At 72.4% G+C, this 26,788-nt stretch carries 28 protein-coding genes; 9 read left to right on the top strand and 19 right to left on the bottom strand.

Annotation, left to right across the window (positions count from 1 at the left end; genetic code table 11):
* Nucleotides 1–53: 53 nt before the first annotated feature.
* From AB9M23_RS07985 to mnmE, 4 genes are all read left to right on the top strand, one after another.
* Nucleotides 54–188 (top strand): hypothetical protein, encoded by a 135-nt coding sequence (locus AB9M23_RS07985; protein ID WP_372423992.1) that lies wholly within the window; start codon nucleotides 54–56, stop codon nucleotides 186–188.
* A 337-nt stretch (nucleotides 189–525) separates the two neighbouring features.
* Nucleotides 526–1,827: a dual-specificity RNA methyltransferase RlmN gene (rlmN, locus tag AB9M23_RS07990; RefSeq protein WP_372423993.1), complete on the top strand. Its 1,302-nt coding sequence runs from the start codon at nucleotides 526–528 to the stop codon at nucleotides 1,825–1,827.
* Nucleotides 1,828–1,834: 7 nt separating this feature from the next.
* A complete protein-coding gene (locus AB9M23_RS07995; protein ID WP_372423994.1) occupies nucleotides 1,835–2,347 on the top strand; it encodes a hypothetical protein in 513 nt (170 codons plus the stop codon).
* Nucleotides 2,344–3,690, top strand: a complete 1,347-nt coding sequence (mnmE, locus tag AB9M23_RS08000) for a tRNA uridine-5-carboxymethylaminomethyl(34) synthesis GTPase MnmE (protein ID WP_372423995.1) — start codon at nucleotides 2,344–2,346, stop codon at nucleotides 3,688–3,690. The genes AB9M23_RS07995 and mnmE overlap by 4 nt, the downstream gene beginning before the upstream one ends.
* 31 nt (nucleotides 3,691–3,721) lie before the next feature.
* Here mnmE and AB9M23_RS08005 read toward each other — a convergent pair whose 3' ends face one another.
* Complete coding sequence (locus AB9M23_RS08005) at nucleotides 3,722–4,102, bottom strand: hypothetical protein (protein WP_372423996.1); 381 nt, start codon at nucleotides 4,100–4,102, stop codon at nucleotides 3,722–3,724.
* Entirely contained in the window at nucleotides 4,102–4,653 is a 552-nt protein-coding gene (locus tag AB9M23_RS08010; RefSeq protein ID WP_372423997.1) for a Panacea domain-containing protein, read from the bottom strand. The genes AB9M23_RS08005 and AB9M23_RS08010 overlap by 1 nt, the downstream gene beginning before the upstream one ends.
* A 387-nt stretch (nucleotides 4,654–5,040) precedes the next feature.
* Between AB9M23_RS08010 and mnmG the strand changes: the two genes are divergently transcribed.
* From mnmG to AB9M23_RS08030, 4 genes are all read left to right on the top strand, one after another.
* Nucleotides 5,041–6,960, top strand: coding sequence for a tRNA uridine-5-carboxymethylaminomethyl(34) synthesis enzyme MnmG (gene mnmG, locus AB9M23_RS08015; RefSeq protein WP_372423998.1), 1,920 nt, complete (start codon nucleotides 5,041–5,043; stop codon nucleotides 6,958–6,960).
* Between the two features lie 150 nt (nucleotides 6,961–7,110).
* On the top strand, nucleotides 7,111–8,211 hold the full coding sequence (locus AB9M23_RS08020) for a type III polyketide synthase (protein WP_372423999.1): 1,101 nt from the start codon (nucleotides 7,111–7,113) through the stop codon (nucleotides 8,209–8,211).
* Nucleotides 8,208–8,933: a methyltransferase domain-containing protein gene (locus AB9M23_RS08025; protein WP_372424000.1), complete on the top strand. Its 726-nt coding sequence runs from the start codon at nucleotides 8,208–8,210 to the stop codon at nucleotides 8,931–8,933. Before AB9M23_RS08020 ends, AB9M23_RS08025 begins: the two co-directional genes overlap by 4 nt.
* Nucleotides 8,930–10,081 carry an NAD(P)/FAD-dependent oxidoreductase gene (locus AB9M23_RS08030; protein ID WP_372424001.1) on the top strand — a complete coding sequence of 384 codons (1,152 nt, stop codon included), beginning with the start codon at nucleotides 8,930–8,932 and terminating at the stop codon, nucleotides 10,079–10,081. Before AB9M23_RS08025 ends, AB9M23_RS08030 begins: the two co-directional genes overlap by 4 nt.
* Here the strand turns inward: AB9M23_RS08030 and AB9M23_RS08035 are convergent, their stop codons facing one another.
* The 10 genes from AB9M23_RS08035 to AB9M23_RS08080 form a co-directional block, all read right to left on the bottom strand.
* Complete coding sequence (locus tag AB9M23_RS08035) at nucleotides 10,082–11,044, bottom strand: type II secretion system F family protein (RefSeq protein ID WP_372424002.1); 963 nt, start codon at nucleotides 11,042–11,044, stop codon at nucleotides 10,082–10,084.
* Nucleotides 11,045–11,054: 10 nt separating this feature from the next.
* Nucleotides 11,055–12,026 carry a type II secretion system F family protein gene (locus tag AB9M23_RS08040; RefSeq protein ID WP_372424003.1) on the bottom strand — a complete coding sequence of 324 codons (972 nt, stop codon included), beginning with the start codon at nucleotides 12,024–12,026 and terminating at the stop codon, nucleotides 11,055–11,057.
* 16 nt (nucleotides 12,027–12,042) lie between these two features.
* Complete coding sequence (locus AB9M23_RS08045) at nucleotides 12,043–13,536, bottom strand: TadA family conjugal transfer-associated ATPase (protein ID WP_372424004.1); 1,494 nt, start codon at nucleotides 13,534–13,536, stop codon at nucleotides 12,043–12,045.
* 31 nt (nucleotides 13,537–13,567) lie between these two features.
* Nucleotides 13,568–14,818 carry a CpaE/TadZ family protein gene (locus AB9M23_RS08050; protein WP_372424005.1) on the bottom strand — a complete coding sequence of 417 codons (1,251 nt, stop codon included), beginning with the start codon at nucleotides 14,816–14,818 and terminating at the stop codon, nucleotides 13,568–13,570.
* Between the two features lie 29 nt (nucleotides 14,819–14,847).
* Complete coding sequence (locus tag AB9M23_RS08055) at nucleotides 14,848–15,543, bottom strand: CpaD family pilus assembly protein (protein ID WP_372424006.1); 696 nt, start codon at nucleotides 15,541–15,543, stop codon at nucleotides 14,848–14,850.
* A gap of 60 nt (nucleotides 15,544–15,603) precedes the next feature.
* The gene (locus AB9M23_RS08060) at nucleotides 15,604–17,112 is read right to left on the bottom strand and encodes a type II and III secretion system protein family protein (RefSeq protein WP_372424007.1); all 1,509 of its coding nucleotides are present in this window, start codon (nucleotides 17,110–17,112) and stop codon (nucleotides 15,604–15,606) included.
* Nucleotides 17,113–17,123: 11 nt separating this feature from the next.
* Entirely contained in the window at nucleotides 17,124–17,927 is an 804-nt protein-coding gene (cpaB, locus tag AB9M23_RS08065; RefSeq protein WP_372424008.1) for a Flp pilus assembly protein CpaB, read from the bottom strand.
* 116 nt (nucleotides 17,928–18,043) lie between these two features.
* The gene (locus tag AB9M23_RS08070) at nucleotides 18,044–18,559 is read right to left on the bottom strand and encodes an A24 family peptidase (protein ID WP_372424009.1); all 516 of its coding nucleotides are present in this window, start codon (nucleotides 18,557–18,559) and stop codon (nucleotides 18,044–18,046) included.
* 16 nt (nucleotides 18,560–18,575) lie between these two features.
* A complete protein-coding gene (locus AB9M23_RS08075; protein ID WP_372424010.1) occupies nucleotides 18,576–18,785 on the bottom strand; it encodes a Flp family type IVb pilin in 210 nt (69 codons plus the stop codon).
* A gap of 95 nt (nucleotides 18,786–18,880) precedes the next feature.
* Nucleotides 18,881–19,075 (bottom strand): Flp family type IVb pilin, encoded by a 195-nt coding sequence (locus AB9M23_RS08080; protein WP_372424011.1) that lies wholly within the window; start codon nucleotides 19,073–19,075, stop codon nucleotides 18,881–18,883.
* 656 nt (nucleotides 19,076–19,731) lie between these two features.
* On the opposite strand from AB9M23_RS08080, the gene AB9M23_RS08085 reads away from it, so the two are divergent.
* Nucleotides 19,732–20,217 carry a pilus assembly protein N-terminal domain-containing protein gene (locus tag AB9M23_RS08085; RefSeq protein WP_372424218.1) on the top strand — a complete coding sequence of 162 codons (486 nt, stop codon included), beginning with the start codon at nucleotides 19,732–19,734 and terminating at the stop codon, nucleotides 20,215–20,217.
* 37 nt (nucleotides 20,218–20,254) lie between these two features.
* On the opposite strand, the gene AB9M23_RS08090 is transcribed toward AB9M23_RS08085, so the two are convergent.
* The 7 genes from AB9M23_RS08090 to AB9M23_RS08120 form a co-directional block, all read right to left on the bottom strand.
* The gene (locus AB9M23_RS08090) at nucleotides 20,255–21,031 is read right to left on the bottom strand and encodes a (Fe-S)-binding protein (protein ID WP_372424012.1); all 777 of its coding nucleotides are present in this window, start codon (nucleotides 21,029–21,031) and stop codon (nucleotides 20,255–20,257) included.
* 86 nt (nucleotides 21,032–21,117) lie between these two features.
* Nucleotides 21,118–22,800 (bottom strand): thiamine pyrophosphate-binding protein, encoded by a 1,683-nt coding sequence (locus AB9M23_RS08095; protein ID WP_372424013.1) that lies wholly within the window; start codon nucleotides 22,798–22,800, stop codon nucleotides 21,118–21,120.
* Between the two features lie 346 nt (nucleotides 22,801–23,146).
* Nucleotides 23,147–24,325, bottom strand: a complete 1,179-nt coding sequence (locus AB9M23_RS08100) for a CaiB/BaiF CoA transferase family protein (RefSeq protein ID WP_372424014.1) — start codon at nucleotides 24,323–24,325, stop codon at nucleotides 23,147–23,149.
* A 34-nt stretch (nucleotides 24,326–24,359) separates the two neighbouring features.
* Nucleotides 24,360–24,836, bottom strand: a complete 477-nt coding sequence (locus AB9M23_RS08105; RefSeq protein WP_372424015.1) for a hypothetical protein — start codon at nucleotides 24,834–24,836, stop codon at nucleotides 24,360–24,362.
* On the bottom strand, nucleotides 24,833–25,039 hold the full coding sequence (locus AB9M23_RS08110; protein ID WP_372424016.1) for a hypothetical protein: 207 nt from the start codon (nucleotides 25,037–25,039) through the stop codon (nucleotides 24,833–24,835). Before AB9M23_RS08110 ends, AB9M23_RS08105 begins: the two co-directional genes overlap by 4 nt.
* Nucleotides 25,040–25,138: 99 nt before the next feature.
* On the bottom strand, nucleotides 25,139–25,537 hold the full coding sequence (locus tag AB9M23_RS08115; protein ID WP_372424017.1) for a hypothetical protein: 399 nt from the start codon (nucleotides 25,535–25,537) through the stop codon (nucleotides 25,139–25,141).
* A gap of 12 nt (nucleotides 25,538–25,549) precedes the next feature.
* Nucleotides 25,550–26,779 carry an acyl-CoA dehydrogenase gene (locus AB9M23_RS08120; RefSeq protein WP_372424018.1) on the bottom strand — a complete coding sequence of 410 codons (1,230 nt, stop codon included), beginning with the start codon at nucleotides 26,777–26,779 and terminating at the stop codon, nucleotides 25,550–25,552.
* Between the last annotated feature and the right edge of the window lie 9 nt (nucleotides 26,780–26,788).

Raw genomic sequence — 26,788 nt, forward strand, 5'->3', positions numbered from 1 at the left:
GGGCTGCGGCACGCCCCGGAGTTTCCGCGGCTACGCCCGGCGAGGCGGCGGCCGTGCGCGTGACGGCGCAGGGCCAATCCGAGCCGGCGGGCGGAAAGGAGGCACTCATGACCAGCTTCGAGCTTGCGGTCGTCGTGCTCATGATCGCGCAGATCATGGCCACGCTCCTCGTCGCGACTGTGCGCTGAGGCCGTGAACGGAGACGCCGAGCCCCGGGAGGGCTCGGCGTCTCTTCTTCGGCGAAGGCGGACGTCGCAACGCCCGGACCTCCGCGTCTCGCGTTGGCGGGAGGCGCGTGTGACGCCGCGTGTCCCGCGATGTGGAAGGAGGCGGATGGACCGCTCCGAGCACCCGCAATATGCGCGCGCACCAGCGCGAGGTCAACACCCGACCGAGCTTCGCGCGCCCGCGTCTGCTGCCGCGCCTGGGCCACGCTCTCGACCGCCCATCCAGCGAAGGACTCACGCTCGCCGCGTTTTTCCCCTATATGGGCCGGATCACGAGACACGAAGGTCGGAACGATCCATGCCCCACGCGCTCGACATCGCGCGCCGGAACGCGAACGCGCCCGCCCTCGACGAGGTCGCCATCGAGAAGGCGGCCGAGCTCGAGCTCGCGCCGGGCGCCCAGGCCGGCCAGCCCTCCCTCGTCGGGCTCACCCGCGAGGAGCTCAAGGCGCGCCTGCTCGAGGCCGGCGTGCCCGAGCGCGAGGCGAAGATGCGCGTGGCGCAGATCTGGCACTGGATCTACTTGCGCGGCGCGCGCGACTTCGGCGCGATGACGAACGTCTCCAAGCACCTGCGCGCGCTGCTCGCCGAGCACTACACGCTGGCGCGCCCGGAGGTCGTCTCCGAGCAGGTCTCCAAGGACGGGACGCGCAAGTGGCTGGTGCGCATGCCCTCGACAGGCCCCTTCGACAAGGGCGCCGAGATCGAGTGCGTCTACATTCCCGAGAGCGACCGCGGGACCCTGTGCGTGTCGAGCCAGGTCGGCTGCACGCTCACCTGCTCCTTCTGCCACACCGGCACGCAGAAGCTGGTGCGCAACCTCACCTCCGCCGAGATCGTCGCCCAGCTCGTGGTCGCGCGCGACCGCCTGGGCGACTGGCCCGACGCGAGCCCCCCGGAGGGCGCCTTCGTGCCGTCCGACGGCGGGCGGTTCGTCACCAACATCGTCTTCATGGGCATGGGCGAGCCGCTCTACAACACGGACAACGTGGTGGCGGCGATCGGCGTGCTGGCGGACAACGAGGGCCTGGGCCTCTCGCGCCGGCGCATCACGGTCTCGACCTCGGGCGTGGTGCCGCAGATCGGCCGGCTCGGCGAGGAGGCGCACAGCGCGCTCGCGATCTCGCTCCACGCCGTGCGCGACGACCTGCGCAACACCTTGGTGCCGATCAACAAGAAGTACCCGATCGCCGCGCTGATGCAGGCCTGCCGGGACTACCCGGGCCTCACCAACGCGCGGCGCATCACCTTCGAGTACGTCATGCTCGACGGCGTGAACGATACGGATGCCGACGCCCGGGCGCTGGTGAAGCTGCTCCAGGGCATCCCGGCAAAGATCAACCTGATCCCGTTCAACCCCTGGCCCGGCTCCAAGTACGAGTGCTCCTCCTGGGAGCGGATCGAGCGCTTCTCGGAGATCGTCTACCGCGCGGGCTACGCCTCACCGGTGCGCACGCCGCGCGGGCGCGACATCCTCGCCGCCTGCGGCCAGCTCAAGAGCGAGACCGAGAAGCTGCGGGCCCGCGCCCGCATGATGCTGGAGAGCGGCATCGGCGCCGAGGGCGTCTACGCCGCAGCGGCCGCCGAGGCCGGGGATTGAGGTCTCCGTGCACGCGCTCTCGCGTCTCGTCCTCTGGCTCGTCGGGCTCGTGCTCGCCATCCCCGCGGGTGCGGTGGCGCTCGCGATCGGCGTCCTGAACGATCCCGTCGCGCGCGAGACCATCGCGCGCATCGGGCTTTCCGCCTTCGACGCCGTCTTCCGCATCGCCGCCGCCGGCGGCGATCCCGCGCCGGTGGTGGAGACGCTGTTCCTCGGCTTCTGGATGCTCGCGACCGTCCTCGTCGTCGCCCCGGTGACGCTGGTGTCGGCCGTGGGCGAGATCGCCGGCGCCCGCTCCCTCGTCCTCTACGGCGGGCTCACCGCTGCGCTGACCGCGGCGGTGCCCTGGATCGCCCGCGGGGGCGGCGGCGACGCGGCGGCGCTGCCGGCGGAAGGGCGGCTGACCGCGATCCTGTTCGTTACCGGCGCCGTCGCGGGGATCGTCTACTGGGCGGTGTCCGGCCGCTCCGCCGGAGGCGCGCGAACCCCCGCGCAGACCGGTCCCGGGCCGCGGCCATGACGGCGCAGGCGTCGCCCGAGCCCGATCCGCCCGGGACGGACACGATCTTCGCCTCCGCCTCCGGCTTCGGCCGCGCGGGCGTCTGCGTCGTCCGGGTGAGCGGCCCCGCCAGCCGTCCCCTGCTCGAGGCGATGGCGGGCGGTCCGCCTCCGCCGCGGCGCCTCGCCCTGCGCACCCTGCGCGATCCGCGGAGCGGGGAGGCGCTCGACCGGGCGCTCGTCGCCTGGTTCCCCGCGCCGCACTCCTACACCGGCGAGGACCAGGCGGAGCTGCACATTCACGGCGGGCTCGCGACGCGCGCGGGCGTGCTCGAGGCGCTCTCGCGCCTGCCCGGGTGCCGTCCGGCGGAGCCCGGGGAGTTCACCCGCCGCGCCTTCCTCGCGGGACGCATGGACCTGACCGCGGTCGAGGGCCTCGCCGACCTGATCGAGGCGCAGACGCAGGCGCAGCGCCGCCAGGCGCTCCGGCAGCTCGAAGGCGGGCTCGGCGCGCTGGCGGAGGCCTGGCGCGGGCGGCTCGTCGAGACGCAGGCGCTGATCGAGGCCGCCCTCGACTTCTCCGACGAGGGCGACGTCGCCACCTCGGTGGAGGCGCAGGCGGCGGAGCGCATCGCCGCGCTCGCCGCGGAGATTGGCGCGGCGCTCGCCGATGCCGGGCGCGGCGAGCGGCTGCGGGAGGGCTTCGTCGTCGTCCTCGCAGGCCCGCCCAACGCCGGCAAGTCCACCCTCATGAACGCGCTCGCGCGGCGCGACGTCGCCATCGTCTCGGCGGTGCCGGGCACGACCCGCGACGCGATCGAGGTCGCCCTCGACCTCGGCGGGCTGCCGGTGACGCTGATCGACACCGCCGGGCTGCGCGAAGCCGAGGACGCCATCGAGGCCGCGGGCGTGGCGCGCACCCGCGCGCGGATCGCGGGCGCGGACCTCGTCGTCTGGCTCGACCCGGTCGACGCGCCGGCCCCGCCGGACGCGGGCGGCACGGTGCCGGTCCTGCACGTCGCGGCCAAGGTCGATCTCGCCGCCGCGACAGCCTCCGGCGCGCTCGCCCTGTCGGCGGCGACGGGACGCGGCATCGCCGACCTGCTCGCCGCCATCGAGGACCGCGCCCGCGCGGGCGTAGGCGACGGCGGCGACGCCGTCGTCACCCGCGCCCGCCATCGGATCGCGCTCGAGACCGCGCGCGAGGCGCTTCTCCGCGCGGCCGGGGCGCTCGCCGCCGGGGACACCGAGCTCGCAGCCGAAGACGTCCGCCTCGCCGCGCGTTCGGTGGGAACGATCGCCGGGCGGGTCGACGTCGAGGACGTGCTCGACGCGCTGTTCGGGGCGTTCTGCATCGGGAAGTGAAGGGGAGCGGCGACAGCAGCTGGAGATCGCGTCAGTCGTTGAGGATCGCCGAAAGCTCGTCGGCCGTCAGCACGTTGTGAGATTGCGCCGCAGCCTTGATCTGAAGCCTCAAAGACGGCGGAACGAAGCCTTTGTCTCTCGCGGGATCGTTCCAGGCCTGTTCCAGGTCCGCGGGTACGAGCGTCTTCTGCAAGATGGTCGTGTCGATATAGGAGTCGCGAACCAGGAAGGGCAGCTGGAAGCTGGCGACCCCCAAAACGACCTGCTTTGCCTTTCTGGAAAACGGCGGGTCCGAGTTGATGAACAGATACCAGTTTCGCGCAGGGCAGATGCAAATGCAGAACTTATCGTGCGGTCTCGGGAGTTCCGAGCACCAAACCATCACGATCTTCCACTTTGCAGGCGTGGCCATCAGATGTAGGCCGCCTTCTCATATATCTCCTTGACCAGCTCCTCGCGCTCGGGAAGTTCGTCGTCCACCATGGCCTCCATCTGCATCGGGTGAGCCATGCCGTACCTGGCCTCCCACGCTTCACGCCATGATCGCTCCTTATGGACCAAGTCGCGCAACGCTCCGAACGACATGTGGCCGTAGAGCTCGTCCGCCTGCGAAAGGCACTCCATGTCGGAGCCGGACAGCCGCACCGCGTTGAACGGTACCTTTGCGAAGAGGTTGCGATCCTTCCTTTCGACGCGCGCATCGAAGTCGGCAATGATGTCGTCGTCGAGAGACGCCTCTCTGTTGACGAGCCGGTACGTGTTGGATGGGACGGGACCGTTCTCCATGGCAACGTAGAAATCACCGGTTACCGGCCGGCCCCAGTCCATCAGATGCTCCTTATCGGCATAGTACAGCACCTTCGAGATGAAGAAGGGTGTGATGCCAGGATGAATCGTAGCCAGGTAGTGGATCGATTCGACCGCTTTACCCCAGTCCATCCTGAATCGCGCGGCGCTCATCATCGACCTCTCGCCTCCCGCCGAAGACACCGGTGTTCGGCGAGGTTTCAGACGGGGATATTCGTGAGAAACATAGTGGGGAGGCTTGACTCTTTCAACCCGAATCACGTCGTCGGCTCCGCTCAGCAGGGCTGAGCAAGGCGAGGACGCGGGCGGCCCGGATCTCGACGCCGCCGGTGGGACCGCCGATCCGCCGGCGACCCATGACCGGGCGTGGCGTGATCGTCCATGGTACCGGACGCAGAAGTTGACTGGAGCGCGGCCCCCGACGATAGTCCGCCCGTCGCCGGATCGCCGGCGTTTCCGCCCAGCTTCGGCTGGCCGCAGCGGTGGGGCGATCGAGAGCCCGCCGCGGTGCCCGGCTCGGAGACCGCAAGCCGAGACGAGCCCATGACCCCGCCGGACGGCCCCCCGCCGCACGCCGAGACCCACTCCTTCGACGTCGTCGTGGTCGGCGGCGGGCACGCCGGCGCGGAGGCGGCGGCGGCGGCGGCGCGGATGGGCGCGAAGACGGCGCTCGTGACGCGCAAGGCCGCGACGATCGGCGCGATGTCCTGCAATCCGGCCATCGGCGGGCTCGGCAAGGGCCATCTCGTGCGCGAGATCGATGCGCTCGACGGGCTGATGGGCCGCGTCGCGGACGCGGCCGGCATCCAGTTCCGCCTGCTCAACCGCCGCAAGGGCCCCGCCGTGCGCGGGCCGCGCACGCAGGCGGACCGCAGGCTCTACGCGCGGAACATGCAGTCCGCGCTCGCCGCGCAGCCGAACCTCGCAATCTTAGAAGGCGAGGCGCGCGACATCGAGGTCCTGGATGGCCGCGTGGCCGCGCTGCTGCTCGCCGACGGCCGGCGCTTCGCGGCGGGCGCGGTGGTGATCACCACCGGCACCTTCCTGCGCGGGCTCATCCACATCGGCGAGCGCAAGATCCCCGCCGGCCGCGCCGGCGAGGCGCCCTCGCTCGGCCTCTCGGCGACACTGGAGCGGCACGGCTTTCCGCTCGGGCGGCTGAAGACCGGCACGCCGCCGCGGCTCGACGGCCGCACCATCGACTGGGCGGGCGTCGCCGTGCAGGAGGCCGACGACGACCCGGTTCCCTTCTCCGCCCTGACGACGCGGATCACGACGCCGCAGGTCGCCTGCGGCATCACCCGCACGACGCCGGCGGCGCACGACCTCATCCGCGCGAACCTGCACCGCGCCCCTATGTATTCCGGCGACATCGCCTCCACCGGCCCGCGCTACTGCCCCTCGATCGAGGACAAGGTCGTGCGCTTCGGCGACCGCGAGGGGCACCAGGTGTTCCTGGAGCCGGAGGGGCTCGACGACCCGACGGTCTACCCCAACGGCATATCGACCTCGCTGCCGGAGGACGTCCAGGCCGGTGTCGTCGCGGCGATCCCCGGCTGCGAGCGGGCGAGGATCCTGCGGCCGGGCTACGCCATCGAGTACGACTACGTCGATCCGCGCAGCCTCGCGCCGACGCTGGAGACGAAGCGCGTCGCCGGCCTCTTCCTCGCCGGCCAGATCAACGGCACGACCGGCTACGAGGAGGCGGGCGCGCAGGGGATCGCGGCCGGCATCAACGCGGCGCTGCGGGCCGGCGGCGGCGAGGGCGTCGTCTTCGACCGGGCGCAATCCTATCTCGGCGTGCTGATCGACGACCTCGTCACCCGCGGGGTGAGCGAGCCCTACCGCATGTTCACCTCGCGCTCGGAGTACCGGCTGAGCCTGCGCGTCGACAACGCCGACGAGCGTCTCACCCCGCTCGGGCTCGCGGTCGGCTGCGTCGGCGACGAGCGCGCGCGGGTGTTCGGCGAGAACCGCGACCGGCTCGCGGCCGCTCGCGCGCTGCTCGAGGCGCGCACCCTCACGCCCACGGACGCGGCCGGCGTCGGGCTGGCCGTCAACCAGGACGGCATCCGCCGCTCGGCCTTCCAGCTGCTGTCGTACCCGCACGTCTCCTTCGACGACCTCGTGCGCGCCTGGCCGGACCTCGGCGCGATCGCACCGACGCTGCGCGAGCGGCTGGAGACCGACGCGACCTACGCCGTCTACCTCGACAGGCAGGCGGCGGACATCGCAGCGCACCGCCGCGACGAGAGCGTGGTGCTCGCCGAGGGCATGGACTTCGCCGCCCTGCCGGGGCTCTCCAACGAGATCCGCGGCAAGCTCGACCGCGTGCGTCCGCGCACGCTCGGCCAGGCGGCCCGGATCGAGGGCATGACGCCCGCCGCGATCACGCTGCTGGCCGCGCACGCGCGCAGGCGGCGACCGGCGGACCGCGCACGCGGTCCCGGAGAAGCGCCGTAGGCGACGCGCGCCGCTCGCGCCGCGCCAGGGGTGCGGCACGCGGGCGCGTGGGGAGGCCGAAACCGGCGCGCCCGCGTTCTCGTATCCTCGGGTGGACCAGCGCCGGCGCCGCCGGGCCCGCCGCCCGGTCCGGACCGAGGAGCAGCCCGCTTGCCGCGAATCACCCCCGTCGTCGCTCACGTCAACGCCGTCGGTCGCGCGTCCCCCGCGCACGAGGTCCACGGCGCCTTCTGCGCCTTCGCCGAGGCGAGTCTGTCCGCCCCCCGCGAGCGCGCGCTGTTCCGGCGCATGGCCGCGCGGTCGGGCATCGCGCGGCGGCGCTCCAGCCTCGCGCCGGCGACGGTCGGTGGGCCGGCGATCGATACCGAGGGCTTCTACGTCCGCGGCCGCTTCCCGGGCACCGGCGCGCGCATGCGGCGCTACGCGGAGACCGCGCCGGCGCTGGCCGAGGCCGCCGTGCGTGACCTCGCCGAGCGCATGCCGCTCGGCGCGGTCACGCATCTCGTCCTCGCCTCCTGCACCGGCTTCTGCGCACCGGGCGTCGACCAGCGCCTCGTCGATCGGCTCGGGCTCGATCCGGACGTCGAGCGCGTCGTGCTGGGCTTCATGGGCTGCGCCGCCGCGGTCAACGCGCTCAAGACCGCCCGCCACATCGTGCGCTCGGAGCCGGACGCGCGGGTGCTCGTCGTGTGCGTCGAATTGTGCACGCTCCACCTCCAGGACGTCGACGACCTCGAGACCATGCTCTCGGCGATGCTGTTCGCCGACGGCGCGGCGGCGGCCCTCGTCAGCGCCGAGCCGCGGGGCTTCGCGCTCGGGGGTTTCCGGGCCGTGACGATCCCCGCGACGGCGGACCGGATCACCTGGGACGTCGCCGACACGGGCTTCCTGATGCATCTCTCCGGCGCGGTCCCGGCGGCGATCGAGGGCGCGCTCGCCCGCGAGCGGATGCGCAACGACGCCGGCGGGGTTCTCGCAGGCACGCCGGCCGACGCCATCGCGCTGTGGGCGGTCCACCCCGGCGGGCGCACGGTGCTCGACGCGGTCGCCGCCGGGCTCGACCTGCCCGAGGCGGCGCTCGCGCCGGCTCGGGCGGTGCTGCGCGAGAACGGCAACATGTCCTCCCCCACCGTGCTGTTCGTGCTCGCCGACCTGCTGGCGCGTCCCGGCCCGCCCGGCGAGCCTGGCATCGGCATGGCCTTCGGGCCGGGCATGGTGGCGGAGACCTTCCGGTTCGCGAGGGCGGCGTGAGCCCGCGCTTCGACGCCGCCCGGCGCGCGCCGGGCCCAGAGCTGATGGACGATCCGGACGTCGCGCCCGAGGTGCTCGCCGCCTGCTACGCCGACCTCGCCGGCGTCACCACGTTGACGCTCGGACGCCGCCCGGTGCTCGACTTCGTCGCGCGGGCCGCGCGCCTCGCGCCGGGGCGGCGGCTCGTCGTGCGCGATCTCGGCTGCGGCGACGGAGACGGCCTGCGCGCCCTCGCCGCCTTCGGCCGCCGCCGCGGTATCGCCCTCGCGCTCGAGGGCGTCGACCGCTCGCCCGCGGCGATCGCCGCCGCCCGCGCCGCGAGCGACCCCGCCGACGCCATCGCCTGGCGGGTGGGGGACGCCCTCGCCGAGGGCGGCGCCCGGCCGGACCTGATCGTCTGCTCGCTCGTGGCGCACCACCTCGACGACGAGGAGATCCCCGCGCTGCTGGCCGGCATGGAGCGCCGCGCGCGGCTCGGCTTCCTCGTCAACGACCTGCGCCGCAGCCGCCTCGCCTTCCACGGCTTCCGGGCGCTCGCGACCCTGCTCGGCCGCCACCCCTTCGTGCGCCACGACGGACCGCTGTCGATCGCGCGCGGCTTCGTCGAGGCGGACTGGCGACGCTACGCCGCCGACGCCGGGCTGGCGGACATGGTCGAAATCCGCCGGCGCTTCCCCTTCCGCCTCGTGGTCGCGCGGCTGCGCGCGGAGCCGTCGCCATGACCGGAGGCGCGAGGGGGGGCGACGTCCTCGTCGTCGGCGGCGGCCTCGCGGGAGCCGCCTGCGCGATCCGGCTCGCGGAGGCGGGTGCGTCCGTCGTCCTCGTCGAGCGCGTGGCGGGGGCGCACGACAAGGTGTGCGGCGAGTTCCTGTCGGCGGAAGCCGCGTCCATGCTCGGGGGGCTGGGCCTCGCGGACGCCCTCGCCGGCAGCCCCGCGATCTCCCGGCTCGCCCTCGTGAACGGGACGCGCAGCGCCGAGGCGGACCTGCCCTTCGTCGCCCGCGGCCTCACCCGCGCGCGGCTCGACGAGGCGCTCCTCGCGCGCGCCGCCAGGGCCGGCGTCGACGTACGCCGCGGCCGCGCGGTGCGCGCGCTCGCGCGGGAGGGCGGGGGCTGGACGGCCCGGCTCGACGGCGGCGACCTCGTCACGGCGGCGCGCGTCGTCCTCGCCACCGGCAAGCACGACCTGCGCGGCCACGCCCGCCCCGATCCCGCCGATCCCGGCCTCGTGGGGCTGAAGGTCCATCTCGCGCTGGCGCCCGACGCGATGGCGCGGCTCGACGGGCGCATCGTGCTCGTGCTCTTCGCGGGCGGCTATGCCGGGCTGCAGCGGGTCGAGGGCGGACGGGCGAACCTGTGCCTCGTCGCGCCCGCGGGCCGGCTGCGCGCGGCCGGCGGGCTGCCGGGGCTGATCGCCGGCCTCGCCGGCGGGACCCCGACCCTCGCCGCCATCGTCGCCGACGCGCGCCTCCTCGGCGAGCGGCCCCGCGCCGTGGCGCGCATCCCCTACGGCTTCGTCCACCGCCCGTCCGCGGCGGACCCCGCGGGGTTGCTGCGCGTCGGCGACCAAGCCGGCGTGGTGCCCTCGTTCTGCGGGGACGGCATGGCCATGGCGCTCTACGGAGGCCTCGCGGCCGCGAACGCGCTCGTCGCCGGGGAGGAGGCGGGGAGCCACCACGCACGGCTCGCGGCGGCGATCGGCCCGGCCATCCGTCGCGCGCGGGGGCTCGAGCGCCTCGCCGCCGGCGGGCTCGGCCGCGCCGCGCTCGTCGCGGGCGCGCGGCTCTTGCCGGCGGCGGCCGCGGGCGTCGCGGCGGCGACGCGGGTGCCGGAGGCCGCCTGGCGCGAGGCGCTCGCGCCGGGCGGTTGATCAGAACGCCTCCATCACCTGCACCGCCGCGGGCGTCAGCAGCACCGCGAACAGGATCGGCAGGAAGAAGATGATCATCGGGACGGTGAGCTTGGGCGGCAGCGAGGCGGCCTTCTTCTCCGCCTCGTTGAGCCGCTGGTCGCGGCTCTCCTGCGCGAGCACGCGCAACGCCTGGCCGAGCGGCGTGCCGTAGCGCTCCGCCTGGACGAGCGCGGTGACGACGCTCTTGACCGTATCGAGCCCGGTGCGCAGGGCGAGGTTCTCGTAGGCCAGCCGCCGGTCGCTGAGATAGGCCATCTCGGCGCTGGTGAGGGCGAATTCCTCCGCGAGCGGGATCGAGTTCGCGCCGACCTCGGCGCCCACGCGCTTGAAGGCCTGCTCGATCGACATGCCCGATTCGACGCAGATCAGCAGCAGGTCGAGGGCGTCCGGCCAGGCGCGCCGGATCGAGAGCTGGCGCTTCGTGCGCTGGTTGGAGAGGTAGAGCTCCGGCGCCTTGATGCCCACGTAGGCGGCGGTCATCACGCCGGCGACCCGCAGCAGCGGCGCGAGATCGTGGTCGTTGACGAAGAACAGGTACAGGAAGCCGAACAGCAGGAAGGCGATCGGCGTCACCAGCCGGAAGAACAGGAAGGTGTATTCGGCCTTCTGGCCGCGGTAGCCCGCCTGGGTCAACTGCGCCTTCGCGGTCTCGGTGCCGAGCCAGTCGGAGAGCTTGAAGCGGTCGACGATCTCCTTGAGCCGCGTCGTCGGGCGCTGGCGCAGGGTGGCGCGCTGGCGATCGGCGTTCATGCGCTCGCGCTCGCGCGCGCGGATCTTCTCGCGCTCCACCGCCACCGCCTTCAGGCGCTTGTCGAGCGTGTCCGCCGGCACGAGCGACATCGCGAGCGACCACACTGTCGCCGCCGCGGCGACGCCCGCGAGCAGCATCGGCACGATGTTGGGATCGGAGAGGAGGTCCATGGCGCGTCCCTCAGACCTCGAAGTTGATCATCTTGCGCATCACGAGCACGCCGATCGTCATCCACACCGCGCACACGCCGAGCACGATCTTGCCGAGCAGGGTCGTCCAGAGCAGGGAGATGTAGTCCGGGCTGGTGAAGAAGGTGATCAGCGCGACGCCGAAGGGCAGCGCGCCGATGATGGCGGCGGAGGTCTTCGCCTCCGTGCTCATCGCCTTGACCTTGTCCTGCATCCTCTTGCGGTCGCGCAGGACGCGCGAGAGGTTGCCGAGGGCCTCGGACAGGTTGCCGCCGGCCTTGGACTGGATGGTGATCACGATCGCGAAGAAGTTCGCCTCGGGAACGGGGATGCGCTGGGCGAGCTTGGTGATCGACTCCGAGAGCGGCACGCCGACGGACTGCGATTCCATCACGAGCCGGAACTCGGAGCGCAGCGGCTCCTGGGCATTGTAGGCGATCTCGCGCATGCAGTCGCCGAGCGGCAGGCCCGAGCGGATGCCGCGCACGATGATGTCGATGGCGTTGGGCAGCTCGGAGATGAAGCCGGCGATCCGCTTGCGCGTCAGGTAGCCGAGCGTCCAGCGGGGCACGCCGAGCGCGCCGGCGAAGCCCGCGAGCAGCGCGATCGCGGGCGAGGCCGTGCCCACGAAGGTCAGGAGCGCCAGGACGAGGCCGCAGCCGGCGCTCGCGATCCAGAACTTCCTCGGGGCCCAGTCGAGGCCCGCCTGGGTGAGGCGCTGCTCCAGGGTGAGCTTGCGCTTGCCGCTCTTCGCCTCGAGATCCTTCAGGCTCTGGGCGATCTGCTCGCGGCGTGCGGCGGCGTTGACGCGCTCCAGCCGCGCCTCGGGCGTGCGCATGACGAGCGTCTGCTGGCGCTTCTCGGCGCGGCGTTCGCCCGAGAGCAGCGGGTAGAGGAAGACCCAGGCGAGGCCGCCCACCGAGACGGTGGCGAAGACGGCGACCGCGATCGCGTTCAGGTCCATGGCGCGTTCCCCCGGCTCATTCGGCTTCGCTCGGCTCGAGCTTGTCGAGGGCGGCGGCGAGCGCCGCCTCGCACCCGTAGTAGCGCGCGCGCTCCCAGAAGCGCGGCCGCCCGACCCCGGTGGAGCGATGGCGGCCGATCAGGCGCCCGTTCGCGTCCTCGCCGATGATGTCGTAGACGACGATGTCCTGCGTGATGATCACGTCGCCCTCCATGCCCAGCACCTCGGTGATGTGCGTGATCCGGCGCGAGCCGTCGCGCAAGCGCGCGGCCTGGACGATGACGTCGATCGAGGAGACGATCATCTCGCGGATCGTGCGCGAGGGCAGGGCGAAGCCGCCCATCGTGATCATCGATTCGATACGCGACAGGCACTCGCGCGGGGAGTTGGCGTGCAGCGTGCCCATCGAGCCGTCGTGGCCGGTGTTCATCGCCTGGAGCAGGTCGAACGCCTCCGGCCCGCGCACCTCGCCGACGATGATCCGCTCGGGGCGCATGCGCAGGCAGTTGCGCACGAGGTCGCGCATGGTAATCTGGCCCTGACCCTCGAGGTTGGGCGGGCGCGTCTCCAGGCGCACCACGTGAGGCTGCTGGAGCTGGAGCTCGGCGGCGTCCTCGCAGGTGATGATGCGCTCGTCGTGCTCGATGTAGTTCGTCAGGCAGTTGAGCAGCGTCGTCTTGCCCGAGCCCGTGCCGCCGGAGATCACGGTGTTGGCGCGCACCCGGCCGATGATCTTGAGGATGTCCGCCCCCGGCTGGGAAATCGCGCCGAAGCGCGTGATCTGGTCGAGGGTGAGCTTGTCCTTCTTGAACTTGCGGATGGTGAGCGCCGGGCCGTCGAGCGCCAACGGCGGGGCGATGACGTTGACGCGCGAGCCGTCGGGCAGGCGCGCGTCGCAGATCGGGCTCGATTCGTCGACGCGCCGGCCCACCTGGCTGACGATCCGCTGGCAGATGTTCATCAGCTGCTGGTTGTCGCGGAAGCGCACGTTGGTGAGCTGGATCTTGCCGGAGACCTCGATGTAGGCCTTGTTGGCGCCGTTCACCATGATGTCGGCGATGTCGTCGCGGGCGAGCAGCGGCTCGAGCGGGCCGTAGCCGAGGACGTCGTTGCAGATGTCCTCGAGCAGCTCCTCCTGCTCGGCGATGGAGAGCACGACGTTCTTGAGCGCGATGATCTCGTTGACGATGTCGCGGATCTCCTCGCGCGCCGAATCGGCGTCGAGGCGCGAGAGCTGGGAGAGGTCGATGGCCTCGATCAGGGCCCCGAACACCATGCTCTTCGTCTGGTAGTACTTGTCCGACTTCTGCCGCTCCTCCACCACGAGCGGCTTCTCGTGCATCGTGCGCGGCTCGAGCGAGGACGCGGGGACGTAGCCGGTCTCGGAGAGGACCGGGACCGGGCTCGGATGGGGCTCCGCCGCGGGTGCGGGCGCCGGGGCGGGGGCGGCGTGGATCGGGCGGGGGGCGGCCTCGCTCGCGGTCCCGGACGTCGATCGTTTGCCGAACATGCTCATTCGTTCTCCGGTTCGCCGCGACGCCTCAGGAGACCTTGCGGCGCACGATCTTCGACAGCAGCGGGTCGAGCAGGCTCGCCGCGCGCGGGCCCCGACGCTCGGCGGGGCGCCCGGCGATCGCCTGCGCCAGCTCGTCGAAGGCCTCCGCCGGCTTCGATCCGGGCTGGATCTCCGCCACCATCTGCCCGTTGTTCGCCGCCGTGCCGAAGAGCTGCGCGTCGAAGGGGATCGCGGCCGCGAGCGTCACGTCGAGCGCCTTGGCGAAATCGGCCGCGGCGATCTCCGGGCGCTTGGCGAGGCTCGCCTGGTTGAGCACGACCCGCGGCGGGCGGTCGTTGGGCCGCGCCTGGCGCAGCAGGTCCACGAGGTTCTTGGCGTTGCGCAGCGAGGCGAGCTCGGGGGCCGCCACGACGACGACCTCGTCGGCGCCGATCAGCACCCGGCGCGCCCAGGCGGTCCAGACGTGGGGCACGTCGAGCACGATCGCCGGCGTCGAGGTGCGCAGGATGTCGATGATCTGGTCGAAGGCGGTCTCGGTGAGGTCGCAGGTGCGGTCGAGCACGGCGGGGGCCGTGAGGAGGCTCAGCCGGTCCGAGCACTTCGAGAGCAGCCGGTCGATCATGTTGGCGTCGAGCCGGTCGGGGGCGAAGATCGCCTCGGCGATGCCCTGCGGCGGGTCCTGGTTGAAGTCGAGGCCGGCGGTGCCGAAGGCGATGTCGAGGTCGACGATCACGGTCGCCATGGCGAGCTTGCGCGAGAACGACCAGCCGAGATTGTGCGCCACCGTGGAGGCGCCGACGCCGCCCTTGGCGCCGATGACGGCGACCGTGCGCCCGACCGGCGGCGCGCCGGGTGTGGCGTAGAGGCCCGAGATCGCCCGCACGAGGTCGATCGGCTCGATGGGCGCGATCAGGTACTCGCTCACCCCGCGCCGGATCAGCTCGCGGTAGAAGCCGACGTCGTTGACGTGGCCGAGCACCATCACCTTGGAGCCCGCGTCGCAGACCTCCGACAGCTGGTCGAGCTGGGCCAGGAAGTCCGGCGGCGAGGTCATGCGCGTCTCGAGCAGCACGACGTTGGGCGTCGGCGCCTGGGAGTACGCGGCGACGGCGGCCGGGACGCCGCCGGTCTGCACGCGTACGTGCGCCTTCACCATCCGCCGGTCGGCGGCGGCCGCCTCCAGCACCGCGGCGACCTCCGCGGTCTCGCAGAAGGCCTGCAGCGTGATGCGCGGCACCGGCGGGATCAGGTCGTCGCGCGTCGGGCTCTCGGTCATCGTCTGGGCTCCTCCCTGGCGGTCCACGCTCACTCGTTGCCCGTCGCAGGCGACGTCGCCTGGCGCACCGCCTGGATGTCGGGCAGGCGGGCCTGAACGTCGGCGGGGGTGCGCGTGCGCCCGCGGATCAGGTCGACCGGGTCCGCCGTCTGGGCGGCGACGTTCGTCTGCATGGCGCAGCCGAGGTTCCAGTAGGGCTCGTTGCGCAGGTTGAAGGCGGCGTCCGAGACGCCGAGATCCTGCGGCCAGAGCCCGCAGCGGCTCTGCACCCGCGCCTGCAGCGCGCGATAGGACAGCCGGATCGCCGCCGCGACGCTCGGGTCGCCCGGGCGATAGGTCGTCACCGAGAGGTAGGTCGCGGGCACGCCCGATGCGTTCAGCGTCGCGCGCACGGCGTCGAGGGTGCGGCGGGTGCCGACCTCGTCCCCGCCCTGCGGCACCTGGACGTGCAGCGCCCCGCTGCCGCCCTGGCGATAGCCCTCCGCGAAGGCGGCGACGTCCGTGCGCTGGCGCGGATCGAGCCCCACCCCGCGCACGATCACGTCGAGCACCTCCGGCGCCTGCTGGAGCGCGATCGGGTGGCGCTCGCGGTAGTCGTGCGGATAGGCCGTCGAGCCGGTCTGGATCACGCGATCGGCGCAGGCGCCGAGCATCGCGGCGAGCCCCGCCGCGAGCGCGAGGCGGGCGATCCTGCCGGTGCGGGGCCGGGGGGTGGCGGAAGTCATGCGGGCCATCTCTCGTCGTCGTCCTGTGGTGGGGCGTCCTCTCGCGGGGCGAGGACCCGGTCAGTCCGCGATGAATCCGAAGGTGCCGCGCAGGCCGATCGGGTCGGCCGCCTCGACGGTGCCGTAGAGCCGGTTGAGCCGCCCGAGCAGGATGGCCTGCGGGTCGTAGGCGTCGACGAAGCCGTCGTCCGGGCGCGCCACCTCGGAGGGCTCCATCGCCTGGGCGATGAGCGGCGTGACCAGGATCATCAGCTCGGTCTCGCGGCGGTCGTAGGCCTGGGAGCGGAACAGCGTGCCGATGATCGGCAGGTTGAGCAGCCCCGGCATGCCCGACACCCGCCGGTCGACGCGCGAGGAGATGAGGCCCGCGGTCATGATGGTCGAGCCGGAGGCGAGCTCGAGGCTCGTCGCCGATTCGCGGGTCTTGAAGCCGGGATAGGTGGCGCCGTCGATCTGGATCGAGTTGCCACCGTCCAGCTCGCGCACCCGCGTCGCGACCTGCAGCGAGATGCGCCCGCTCGACAGCACGACCGGCGTGAAGGAGAGGTTCACGCCGAAGTCGAGCAGCTCGATGGCGCAGGTCCGGTCCGCGCCGGTGCCCGAGCAGGTGCGGATGGGGATCTCGCCGCCGGCCTGGAAGTCCGCCGTCTCGCCGGAGATCGCGACGAGCGTCGGCTCGGCGAGCACGCGCAGCAGGCCCGCGCTCTCGAAGGCGTTGAGCGTCGCCTGCAGGCTGAAGCCGCCGGCCTGGAGCCCGGCCCTCACGGTGCCGCTCGCGCCGGTCGTCGCGAGGTTGATGCCCTGGTCGACGGGGATCGGGGTGGGGGCCCATCCCGCCGTCGTGTCGATGCCGAAGCGCTTGAGCACCGAGCGCTCGACCTCGACGACGGTGACGCGCAGCATCACCTGGTCCTCGCCGCCCACCGTGAGCGAGTTGACGACGGCGCCGGCCGTGCCCGCGCTCGCGCCCACGAAGGCGTTGGCGATGTCGACGGCGCGCTGGGCGTCGAGGTTCGAATCGACCTGGCCCGTGAGCAGGATCGAATCGCCCGCCGCCTGCACGTCGATCCGCCCGGAGGGGATCGAGCCGCGCAGGGTCTGGCGCAGAGCCTGGAGGTCGCGACCCACGTCGACGTCGAGCGAGGCGATCTGCCGGCCCTCGGCGTCGAACGCGAAGACCGACGTCGCGCCCGGCGCCTGGCCGATGAGGAAGATCTTGCGGGCCGAGCGCACGACGGCGTTCGCCACCGCCGGGTTGGCGACGAAGACCTCGCGGGCGTCCGCCGGCAGCTCGACGATCACCGACTTGCCGACCGCGACGTCGACGCGCCGGGAGATCGCGCCCTCGCCCGGGGCGATGCGGACGATCGGCGCCGAGGGCGCGTGCGCCACGCGCGCGCCCGGGGCGTCGGGGTTCCAGTCGACGGCGGCCGCGGGGGGCGCGCCGGCGAGGAGCGTCGCCGCGAGCGCGAGCGCCGAGGCGACGCCGAGGAGGCCGGCCCGGCGGGCCGCACACGGGCGGATCGAGATGGTCTGGGCGGGCACGTTGTCGGCCGGGGCGCGGGTCATCCTGCCTCTCCTCACCGGATCGGGGTCGGCATGGAGACGCCGAAGCGCACGATGTCGAGGCTGCCGAGCTGCTCCTCGACGATCTCCTCCTCCTGCGCCACCGCGGTCGGCGCGGCGTCGGCGAGGCTGCGCAGGGCGAGCGAGAGCTGGCCCGTGCGCTGCGCCAGCGTGATCGCCTCCGCCTGGCTCGGCGTCAGCTCGAGGGTCGCGTGCTCGCCGTCGACGAAGGAGTTGCCCTGCTCGTCGACCTGCACGTTCTTGCCGATGGCGAGGATGCGCACGTTGCGCAGGATCGTCTCCGACACCAGCACGTCGCCGCCGCCCTGCTGGGAGGCGCTCTCGTTTCGGAAGGTGCGGATGATGTCGACCCGGTCGTTGGGCAGGACGAACCCGCCCGCCGAACTCGACCCGCGCGAATCGATCGAGATCGAGACGGCGCGCATGCCCGCGGGGAGGATCGCCGACATGAAGCCGCCGGCGTCGGCGCGGATGAGCCGCTCCGGCCGGATCGGCTCTCCGGCGAGGATGCCCTGGCGCGCCATCGCCCCGGCGGCGAGGTCCATGCCGTCGTCGCGCGTGATCAGGCCTTCGGGAACGGCGTTGGCCGGCCAGTCCTGCCAGCGCAGGTCCCGCTCCGAGAGGGTCTGGCCCATCGGGATCGGGGCGGCGGCGACGAGGATCGCCGTGGTCGCGACGCGCGGCGCCTCGACGACCTGCACCTGCGGCGGAGGCGGTGGGTCGCCACGCATCAGCAGCATCGCGCCCGCGCCGGCCGCCAATGCGAGTCCTAAGACTGCCAGTTGTGCTCGCTTCATGGTTCGACGTCCCGACGCTACGGAGGGTCTCGTGCGTCGGATGTCACCAGCGAATCGTCAAATTATGGTTAAGGGAACTTTTCGAGGGCTGCGCGTTCCGGGCGGGCGGCTCCCGATCAGGCGCCCAGGGCGAGGCGCCAGGCGGCGCTCTGCGGCAGCGCCACGAAGGCGCCGGCGGCGATGGCGATGCCGTAGGGAACGCCGACCTCCTTGCTGCGCAGGCGTGCGAGCCACGGCCAGCCGCCCGCCGCCGCCGGGATCGGGGCGGCCCGCAGGGCGACGATGGCGAGGGTGAGGACGCCGCCGGCCATCGCGGTCGCGAAGAGGAAACCGCCCACGTCGGATGCGCCGAACCACACGGCGGCCGCGGCGATCAGCTTCGCGTCGCCCCCGCCGACGAGGCGCAGCGCGAACAGCGCGAAGGTACCGGCGAGGACAGCGAGCCCGACGCCGAGGTGCAGCCCGATCTGCGCGAGCTCCATCCCCGCGAGCGGTGCGAAGGGCACGAACGCCGCGACGAGGAGGACGCTGATGGAATTGGGGATGCGCATCGTGCGCGCGTCGCTCAGCGCGGCGGCGCACAGGAGGCCTACGAATCCGGCGAGGAGGGCGAGGGCGATCTGCTGCGACACGGGAGGTGGCCTCGCGCTACTCGATGAGAGTCATGTTCTGCGCCGAATCCTCGAGGGTGTCGGCGATCGTCTGGAAGGCGACGTTCAGCGGGTCATCGAGCAGCGACAGCGTCGCGAGCATGATCATGGCCATGACCGCGGCGATCAGCGCGTACTCGATCGCGGTGGCGCCGCGCTCGTCGGCGAGGAAGCCCGCGCGCGCGCCGATCTTCGACGATGACGGCATGGCGCGGGCTCCCTGGTCGGCTGGCCGAGAACGGGCTCGGCCGCGGAAGACATCCGGCTCCGCGCGCAGGGCGCGGCGCCGAGGCTGGTCGGCGATCAGTCGCCGATCGTCGCGGCGCCGCCGGCGTTGTCGAGCTGATCCGCGATCGTCTGGAACGCGTCGTTCATCGGGGTCTCGATGAGGTTGAACACGGCGAGCAGCAGGACCGCCATCACGGCGGCGATGAGGGCGTACTCGATGGCGGTGGCGCCGGACTCGTCCTTGACGAAGCGCTCGAGAAGATTGGTCATGGTGTGCTCCTGTACGACTGTGCTTCGACGCCCGCCCCGGCTGTCTCGCTTCTGGTGCCGAGCGGCGATGAGGGCACCCTACGCGGCACCTCTTGCCAGCGGGTTAAGCCGATCAAGCATTCCCAAAGATCCCGCCAGTGTGTTTCCGATGGTTAATCTTTTCTGAGCCGCCATGTTTTGCGTCAATGGCCGAAAAAGATGTGCCGTGATGAGACCGAGATAGTAGAAAGTGGTGAAAGCGCGTTCACACGCGTGTATTCATTCCACCTATTCTGTCACGAAGCGGGGCGCGTCCAGGCGCGGCGGGGTAGCGGGACGCGTCCGGCGAGGAACATCGCGGCTTCGCGACAAGTCGTTCCGGCCGGATTAGGCGATTGTTCACCATTTTCGGCTGTCCTTGCGGGCGTGCTAGCCTTTCATCCGCCGGTAGCCGACCGGCGTCGCAGGAAGAGACCTGGACCATGCGCATCCGCCCCGTCCGCGCCATCGCCCCGGCACTCGCGGCCGTGATCGCCCTCGGCATCGGCCTGGGCGCGCTCCTCGTGCCCGACGCCGGCGCGCAGGAGGAGGAGGAGATCGTCGCCGACGAGATCGACCGCCCGCGGGTGGAACGCCCGGACGCGCCGGGCATCGCGCCGGGCATCGCCGCGCCGCGCATCGTCGCCGTCACGCGTCCCGGCGAGGAACGCCGCGCGCCCGCCGCGGCGACGCCCGCCGTCGACGCCCGGCAGCCCGATGCGCCGCCCGCCTCGGGCCCGCGCGACGTGCTCACCGTCTTCCTCGACCACGCCAAGGTGATCCGCCTCCCCGAGCGGACGCAGACGGTGATCGTCGGCAATCCGTTCATCGCAGACGTGACGGTGCAGCGCAACGGTATCCTCGTCGTCACCGGCAAGGCCTACGGCGCGACGAACCTGATCGCGCTCGACGCGCAGGGCCTGCTGCTCGCCGAGAGCATGGTCAGCGTCCAGGCGCCGCTCGAGGATTCGGTCGTCGTCGTCCAGCGCGGCCTCGACCGCGAGAGCTATTCCTGCACGCCGGACTGCCAGCCCTCGCTCAGGCTCGGCGATTCGGAGGGCCATTTCGGCGCGGTCGGCGGCCAGGCCACGCAGCGCGCGGGCTTCGCCACGCAGGCGCGCTGACGGGGGACGCGCGCTGGCGCGGGACCGGCCCGCCCGCTCACGCCTCTCCGATCGCCGGCTCGTCGGTCATGCCGGCGAGCACCTCGGCGACGTGGCGCACCTTCACGTCACGCCCTTCGCGCTGCAGCTTGCCGGCCATGTTCATCAGGCATCCGAGGTCGCCCGCGAGAAGCGTCGGCGCGCCGGACGCGACGATGTTCTTCGTCTTCTGCTCGACGATGGCCGAGGAGATCTCGCCGTACTTCACGGCGAAGGTGCCGCCGAAGCCGCAGCAGACGTCGGTGTCGGCCATCTCCACGAGCTCGAGCCCGTCGACGCTCGCCAGCAGCCGGCGCGGCTGCGCCTGGACCCCGAGCTCGCGCAGGCCCGCGCAGCTGTCGTGATAGGTCACCGCCCCGTCGAAGGTGGCGTCGACCCGGGTGACGCCGAGCACGTCGGTGAGGAAGGAGACGAGTTCGTGCGTCTTCGCCGCGAGCGCGTGCGCCTTGGGCGCCCAGTTCGGGTCGTCGGAGAACAGCTCGGGATAATGCGCCCTGATCTGCCCGGCGCACGAGCCGGAGGGCGCGACCACGAAGTCGAAGCGGGAGAACTCGCGGATCGTCCGCTCGGCGAGCGCGCGTGCGGTGGCGCGGTCCCCCGAGTTGAAGGCGGGCTGGCCGCAGCAGGTCTGCGCGGGCACCTCGACGATGCAGCCCGCGTCCTCGAGCAGCTTCACCGCGGCGAAGCCGACGGAGGGGCGCATCAGGTCGACGAGGCAGGTGACGAACAGGCCCACGCGGGGCGCGCGCTGGGGGCGGGGCGGGGCGTTCGGCATCGGGACTCCTCTTCGCGGGCGGGCATTGTCCCGCCCGCGGCCCCCGCGTCAAGCGGCAGGATGGCGCCGCGACGACGCGGCACCCCTCACCCTCGCTTCGCCAGCGCCGCCGCGCGCAGCCCCGCGAGCGTCGCGGTCGGGGTGATCGTCTCCGGATCGATGAGGAGATGCAGGATCGCGGGCAGGCCCGACGCCATCGCCCGCGCGAGGGCGGGGGCGAAGTCCGCGGTACGCGTCACCGTCTCGCCGTGGCCGCCGAAGGCGCGGGCGTAGGCGGCGAAGTCGGGGTTCCTCAGGGCCGTCGCGGTCACCCGGCCGGGGTATTCCCGTTCCTGGTGCATGCGGATCGTGCCGTACATGCCGTTGTCGACGACGACGACGACGATCGGCAGGTCGTATTGCACGGCGGTGGCGAATTCCTGGCCGTTCATCAGGAAGCAGCCGTCGCCGGCGAAGGCGACGACCGTGCGACCGGGATGGAGACGCTTGGCCGCGACCGCGGCGGGCACGCCGTAGCCCATCGAGCCCGAGGTCGGCGCGAGCTGCGTGCCCCAGCGCCGGAACCGGTGGAAGCGGTGGACCCAGGTGGCGTAGTTGCCCGCGCCGTTGCACAGGATCGCGTCCGCCGGCAGCTCCTCGGCGAAATGCGCCATCACGGCGCCCATCTGCAGGTCGCCGGGATGCGTGATGGCGCGCGGGTCCGACCATGCGCGGTAGGCGGCGTGCGCCTCCTCCGCCGCGCCGGCCCAGGGGATCGTGCCGGGCGGCTGGACGCCCTCGAGCGCCGCGGTGAAGGCGGTCGGCGCGGCGTTGATCGCCAGACGCGGGCGGTAGACACGCCCGAGCTCCTCCGGATCCGGATGGACGTGGACGAGATCGACGCCGGGATCGGGGATGCCGAAGAGCGCGTAGGACTGGCTCGGGATCTCCGACAGCCGCCCGCCGACCGCCAGCACGAGGTCCGCCTCGCGGATGCGCGCGAGCAGCTTCGGGTTGACGCCGAGCCCGAGATCTCCGGCGTAGCAGGGGTGATCGTGCGCAAACAGCATCTGCCGGCGGAAGGTGCAGGCGACGGGGAGCGCGAAACGCTCGGCGAACCGGGTGAACCGCGCCACCGCCGCCTCGCTCCAGCGCGAGCCACCGACGAGCGCGACCGGCCGCTTCGCCGCCCAGAGCAGCTTCTGCAGCTCGGCCATCTGCGCGAGGCCGGGATGCGTCTCGACGGGTGCGAAGGGCGGCGCGTCGGCGACGGCGGCCTCCTCGGTCAGCACGTCCTCCGGCAGCGCGATCACCACGGGGCCGGGTCGGCCGGACGTGGCGACGTGGAAGGCGCGCGAGACGATCTCCGGGATGCGGACGGGATCGTCGATCTCGGTCGCCCACTTGGCGATCGTGCCGAACACGGCGCGGTAGTCGAGCTCCTGGAAGGCCTCGCGCTCCCTCGTCTCCCGCGCGACCTGTCCGACGAAGAGGATCATCGGCGTCGAATCCTGGCGGGCGATGTGCAGCCCCGGCGCGGCGTTGGTGGCGCCCGGCCCGCGGGTGACGAGGCAGATCCCCGGCCTGCCGGTGAGCTTGCCGTGCGCCTCGGCCATCATCGCGGCGCCGCCCTCCTGCCGGCAGACGGTGAGCGCGACGTCCGCGTCGTGGAGCGCATCGAGCACCGCGAGGTAGCTCTCGCCGGGCACGCAGAAGGCGTGGGAGGCGCCGTGGACCCGCAGCTGATCGACGAGGATCCGCCCGCCGGTGCGGAGGGGATGAATGGTCATGGGGTCACTCCGAAGCGGGGTTCGAACGGTGCCGGCGCGCTCCCGCCCCATCGGGGCGGGAACGGCGAGCGGAGCGAGCCGGGGGCGGTGTTGCGCGTGCCTCGCTCCGCGGCGGTGCACGACAGGCCGGCCGCCCTTCCCCTTCCCTGTAGGGGAAGGTGGCTCGGCGCGCAGCGCCGCGACGGATGGGGCGCGCGGCACGCGCGTTCGGCGAAGCCGAACCGCGACGGCGGATGGCGGACACCGAGGCTTCCGCTTCGCGGAACGCGTCGCTTCGCGCCGCGCCCCATCCGTCTCCGGCTTCGGCGCACATGAAGCCGGCGAGGAACGGCGTGACCGGCGGCTCTCATCCCCCGCCTCCCCACGCCGGATCGGACAGCACCTCGCGCGTGTGCGCGCCGAGCCCCGGAGAGGCACGCTCGGCCGCCTGGGGCTCGCCGTCGAGCACGATCGGGGAGCGCACGGAGGGGACGCTGCCGCCGGCGACGTCGGGCGCCTCGAGGTCGAGGCGCATGGCGCGGGCGATCACCTGAGGGTCGACGAAGACGTCGGCGACGGTGTTGATGGGCCCGGCGGGGACGCCCGCGGCCTCGCAGGCGGCGAGCAGGTCGGCGCGGGTCGTGCGTGCGGTGAGGCCCGACAGGAGCGCGATCAGCACGGTGCGGTTCGCCACCCGGTCGCGGTTCGTCAGGAAGCGCGGGTCCTCGCCGAGCGCCGGGTCGGCGAGGAGCGCACACAGGCGGCGATACTGCCCGTCGTTCCCGACCGCGATGATCGCGTGGCCGTCCGCGACCGGGAAGACCTGGTAGGGCACGATGTTGGGATGCGCGTTGCCCATGCGCGTGGGCACCCCGCCGGAGACCAGGTGGTTCATCGCCTGGTTGGCCAGCACGCTCACCTGGGTGTCGAGGAGCGCCATGTCGACGTGTCCGCCCTCCCCGGTCAGCTCCCGCCGGCGCAGCGCCGCGAGGATGCCCACCGTGGCGTAGACACCGGTGAAGACGTCCGCGAAGGCGACGCCGATCTTCTGCGGCTCGCCGTCGGGCGCGCCGGTGAGGTCCATGATCCCGCCCATGCCCTGGATCATGAAGTCGTATCCGGCGCGGTGCGCGTAGGGCCCGTCCTGGCCGAAACCGGTGATCGAGCACACGACGAGGCGCGGGTTCCGCGCCCGCAGGCTCGCCGCGTCGAGCCCGTACTTCACGAGCCCGCCGACCTTGAAGTTCTCGATCACGACGTCGGCGTGCGCCGCGAGCCGGCGCACGGTCTCCTGCCCCTGCGGCGTGGTGAAGTCCACCGCCAAAGAGCGCTTGCCGCGGTTCGCCGCGTGGAAATAGGCCGCCGCGTGCGGCGTGCCGTCGGCCCCCTCCACGAAGGGCGGCCCCCAGCCGCGGGTGTCGTCGCCCTCCCCGGGCCGCTCGACCTTGACCACGTCCGCGCCGAGATCGGCGAGGAGCTGCCCCGTCCACGGCCCCGCGAGGATGCGCGCGAGCTCGAGGACCTTGATGCCGGAGAGGGGTTTCATCGCAGTGCTCCTCGCGCGGCGAGGAGCAACCGGCTCAGCCGGGGTCGATCGTGATGGTGACCGCACCGAACCCGAGCGCCACGAGAAAGGTGATGGTCAGCGTGAGCAGCCAGGCGACGACGTTCCACAGAACGATGGTGCGCCACGACGTGCTGGCATGCACGGCCTCGATGATTCGGTCCCGCGCCGCGAGGATCTCCGCCTTGCGCGTCCATTCCTCGATCTCGGGGCGCGCATGCTCGATCGCCCGCTCGCCATAGTCCTCGAGGCGCATGAGCGCGTGCTCGCGGTACCGCGCCCGGACGCTCGGCGTCAGGATGGCGTGATACCCCCGAAGCTGATCCGGAGTGGCCCGCTCCGAGATGATGAGCTCGCGCTTGTCCCGCTTGTAGAAAGCGTAGGCCAGAAGCTCCACCAGATCCTCGTTCGGCGGAATGCCGTCGCCCTCCACGAGACGCTCGAACGCCGTGGAATAGGTCGGCTCCAGCGTGTGAGCGGCGGCGGGCTTCATCGCGCGCCCGACATCCGGATCGCGTCGAGGACCACCGACCGCGCGAGGCGGGTGCGGACGACGCCGTCGGGGCCGAGGATTCGACGCAGCAGCGGGCGGCCGCCCCGGGCGCGCAACGTGTCGCGCCGGTGCTCGCGGCGGAACGGCTCGTCTCGCCGCTCGAGTTCGATGAGTGGCGTTTCGATCCGTACGCTCTCGACCATTGCCGCTCCCCCCCATGTACGAAGCAGAGGTTAGTATCGGTCGGATTTCGACGCAAGGTGTATTTTCCTGTTCTGTTCGACAACCCGCGCGCGCTCACGTCAGCCTCTCCCCCGCGCCACGAACAGCGGCAGCAGCCCGTACACCACCTGCCCCACCAGCCCCAGCTGCGCCGCGAGCCGCCCGTACGTGTCCCAATGCTCCGCCGGCGTGCGGTCGAACAGGAAGACCGAGAGCGCGAGCTCGGCCGCCATCAGCAGCGCGAAGGCGAGCGTGCCCATCGCCGCGCGCGGCGCGACCCCGCCGGGGACGGCGAGGCGGCGCACGCTCCAGCGCGCCGCGATCGCCGAGATCGCGATGATCACCGGCAGCTCGACGACCACCGCGCCCACGTGGCCGAGCGCAGGCGTCAGCCAGAACGCGCGAACCGTGCCCAGCGCGAAGCCGGCCACGAAGACGAGGCCGAAGTACACGCATCCCGCGCGGAGCGCGCGCCCCATCCGCGCCGCCCCTCAGAAGAACGCCTGCAGCCCCGTCTGCGCTCGGCCGAGGATCAGCGCGTGCACGTCGTGGGTGCCCTCGTAGGTGTTCACCGTCTCGAGGTTCGCGGCGTGGCGCATCACGTGGTACTCCTCCATGATGCCGTTGCCGCCGTGCATGTCTCGGGCGACCCGGGCGATGTCGAGCGCCTTGCCGCAATTGTTGCGCTTGACGAGCGAGATCATCTCCGGCGCGGCGCGGCCCTCGTCGAACAGGCGCCCGACGCGCAGGGAGCCCTGGAGGCCGAGCGCGATCTCGGTCTGCATGTCGGCGAGCTTCTTCTGGACGAGCTGCGTCTGCGCCAGCGGGCGGCCGAACTGGACGCGCTCGAGCGTGTAGCCGCGTGCGCGGTGCCAGCAATCCTCGGCGGCGCCCATCACGCCCCAGGAAATGCCGTAGCGGGCGCGGTTGAGGCAGCCGAAGGGACCCTTCAGGCCGGACACGTTGGGCAGCAGCGCGTCCTCGCCCACCTCGACGCCGTCCATCACGATCTCGCCGGTGATCGAGGCGCGCAAGCTGAGCTTGCCGCCGATCTTGGGGGCGGAGAGGCCCTTCATGCCCTTCTCGAGCACGAAGCCGCGAATCGCGCCCCCGTGCGCCTCGGACTTCGCCCAGACGACGAAGACGTCGGCGATGGGCGAGTTCGAGATCCACATCTTGGCGCCGTTCAGCACGTAGCCGCCGGCGGTCTTCTTCGCGACGGTCTTCATGCCAGCGGGGTCCGAGCCGGCGTCGGGCTCGGTCAGGCCGAAGCAGCCGACCCACTCGCCGGAGGCGAGCTTGGGCAGGTACTTTCGGCGCTGGCTCTCGTCGCCGTAGGCGTAGATCGGGTACATGACGAGGGAGGATTGCACGCTCATCATCGAGCGGTAGCCGGAATCCACCCGCTCGATCTCCCGCGCCACGAGGCCGTAGGCGACGTAGCTCGCACCGGCGCAGCCGTACTCCTCCGGCAGCGTGACGCCGAGCAGCCCCGTCTCGCCCATCTTCGAGAAGATCGCGCGGTCCGTCTTCTCCTCGCGATAGGCCTCGATCACCCGCGGCGCGAGTTCCGCCTGCGCGAACGCCCGCGCCGCGTCGCGGATCATGCGCTCCTCGTCGGAGAGCTGGTCCTCGAGGAGGAAGGGATCCTCCCAGGCGAAGGCACCGGGGTTCGGGGCGTCCTTGGCGGGGGTCGAGGGGGGATTGGCGAGAGCGGTCATGCCGGGTCG

This window comes from Salinarimonas chemoclinalis, from assembly GCF_041514305.1.
Taxonomy (GTDB): domain Bacteria; phylum Pseudomonadota; class Alphaproteobacteria; order Rhizobiales; family Beijerinckiaceae; genus Salinarimonas; species Salinarimonas chemoclinalis.

Coding starts and splice junctions, on each gene's coding strand:
- rlmN (WP_372423993.1), top strand. CDS start 526: ATGCCCCACGCGCTCGACATCGCGCGCCGGAACGCGAACGCGCCCGCC.
- mnmE (WP_372423995.1), top strand. CDS start 2,344: ATGACGGCGCAGGCGTCGCCCGAGCCCGATCCGCCCGGGACGGACACG.
- AB9M23_RS08005 (WP_372423996.1), bottom strand. CDS start 4,102: ATGGCCACGCCTGCAAAGTGGAAGATCGTGATGGTTTGGTGCTCGGAA.
- AB9M23_RS08010 (WP_372423997.1), bottom strand. CDS start 4,653: ATGATGAGCGCCGCGCGATTCAGGATGGACTGGGGTAAAGCGGTCGAA.
- mnmG (WP_372423998.1), top strand. CDS start 5,041: ATGACCCCGCCGGACGGCCCCCCGCCGCACGCCGAGACCCACTCCTTC.
- AB9M23_RS08030 (WP_372424001.1), top strand. CDS start 8,930: ATGACCGGAGGCGCGAGGGGGGGCGACGTCCTCGTCGTCGGCGGCGGC.
- AB9M23_RS08035 (WP_372424002.1), bottom strand. CDS start 11,044: ATGGACCTCCTCTCCGATCCCAACATCGTGCCGATGCTGCTCGCGGGC.
- AB9M23_RS08040 (WP_372424003.1), bottom strand. CDS start 12,026: ATGGACCTGAACGCGATCGCGGTCGCCGTCTTCGCCACCGTCTCGGTG.
- AB9M23_RS08045 (WP_372424004.1), bottom strand. CDS start 13,536: ATGTTCGGCAAACGATCGACGTCCGGGACCGCGAGCGAGGCCGCCCCC.
- AB9M23_RS08050 (WP_372424005.1), bottom strand. CDS start 14,818: ATGACCGAGAGCCCGACGCGCGACGACCTGATCCCGCCGGTGCCGCGC.
- AB9M23_RS08055 (WP_372424006.1), bottom strand. CDS start 15,543: ATGACTTCCGCCACCCCCCGGCCCCGCACCGGCAGGATCGCCCGCCTC.
- AB9M23_RS08060 (WP_372424007.1), bottom strand. CDS start 17,112: ATGACCCGCGCCCCGGCCGACAACGTGCCCGCCCAGACCATCTCGATC.
- cpaB (WP_372424008.1), bottom strand. CDS start 17,927: ATGAAGCGAGCACAACTGGCAGTCTTAGGACTCGCATTGGCGGCCGGC.
- AB9M23_RS08075 (WP_372424010.1), bottom strand. CDS start 18,785: ATGCCGTCATCGTCGAAGATCGGCGCGCGCGCGGGCTTCCTCGCCGAC.
- AB9M23_RS08080 (WP_372424011.1), bottom strand. CDS start 19,075: ATGACCAATCTTCTCGAGCGCTTCGTCAAGGACGAGTCCGGCGCCACC.
- AB9M23_RS08090 (WP_372424012.1), bottom strand. CDS start 21,031: ATGCCGAACGCCCCGCCCCGCCCCCAGCGCGCGCCCCGCGTGGGCCTG.
- AB9M23_RS08095 (WP_372424013.1), bottom strand. CDS start 22,800: ATGACCATTCATCCCCTCCGCACCGGCGGGCGGATCCTCGTCGATCAG.
- AB9M23_RS08100 (WP_372424014.1), bottom strand. CDS start 24,325: ATGAAACCCCTCTCCGGCATCAAGGTCCTCGAGCTCGCGCGCATCCTC.
- AB9M23_RS08105 (WP_372424015.1), bottom strand. CDS start 24,836: ATGAAGCCCGCCGCCGCTCACACGCTGGAGCCGACCTATTCCACGGCG.
- AB9M23_RS08110 (WP_372424016.1), bottom strand. CDS start 25,039: ATGGTCGAGAGCGTACGGATCGAAACGCCACTCATCGAACTCGAGCGG.
- AB9M23_RS08115 (WP_372424017.1), bottom strand. CDS start 25,537: ATGGGGCGCGCGCTCCGCGCGGGATGCGTGTACTTCGGCCTCGTCTTC.
- AB9M23_RS08120 (WP_372424018.1), bottom strand. CDS start 26,779: ATGACCGCTCTCGCCAATCCCCCCTCGACCCCCGCCAAGGACGCCCCG.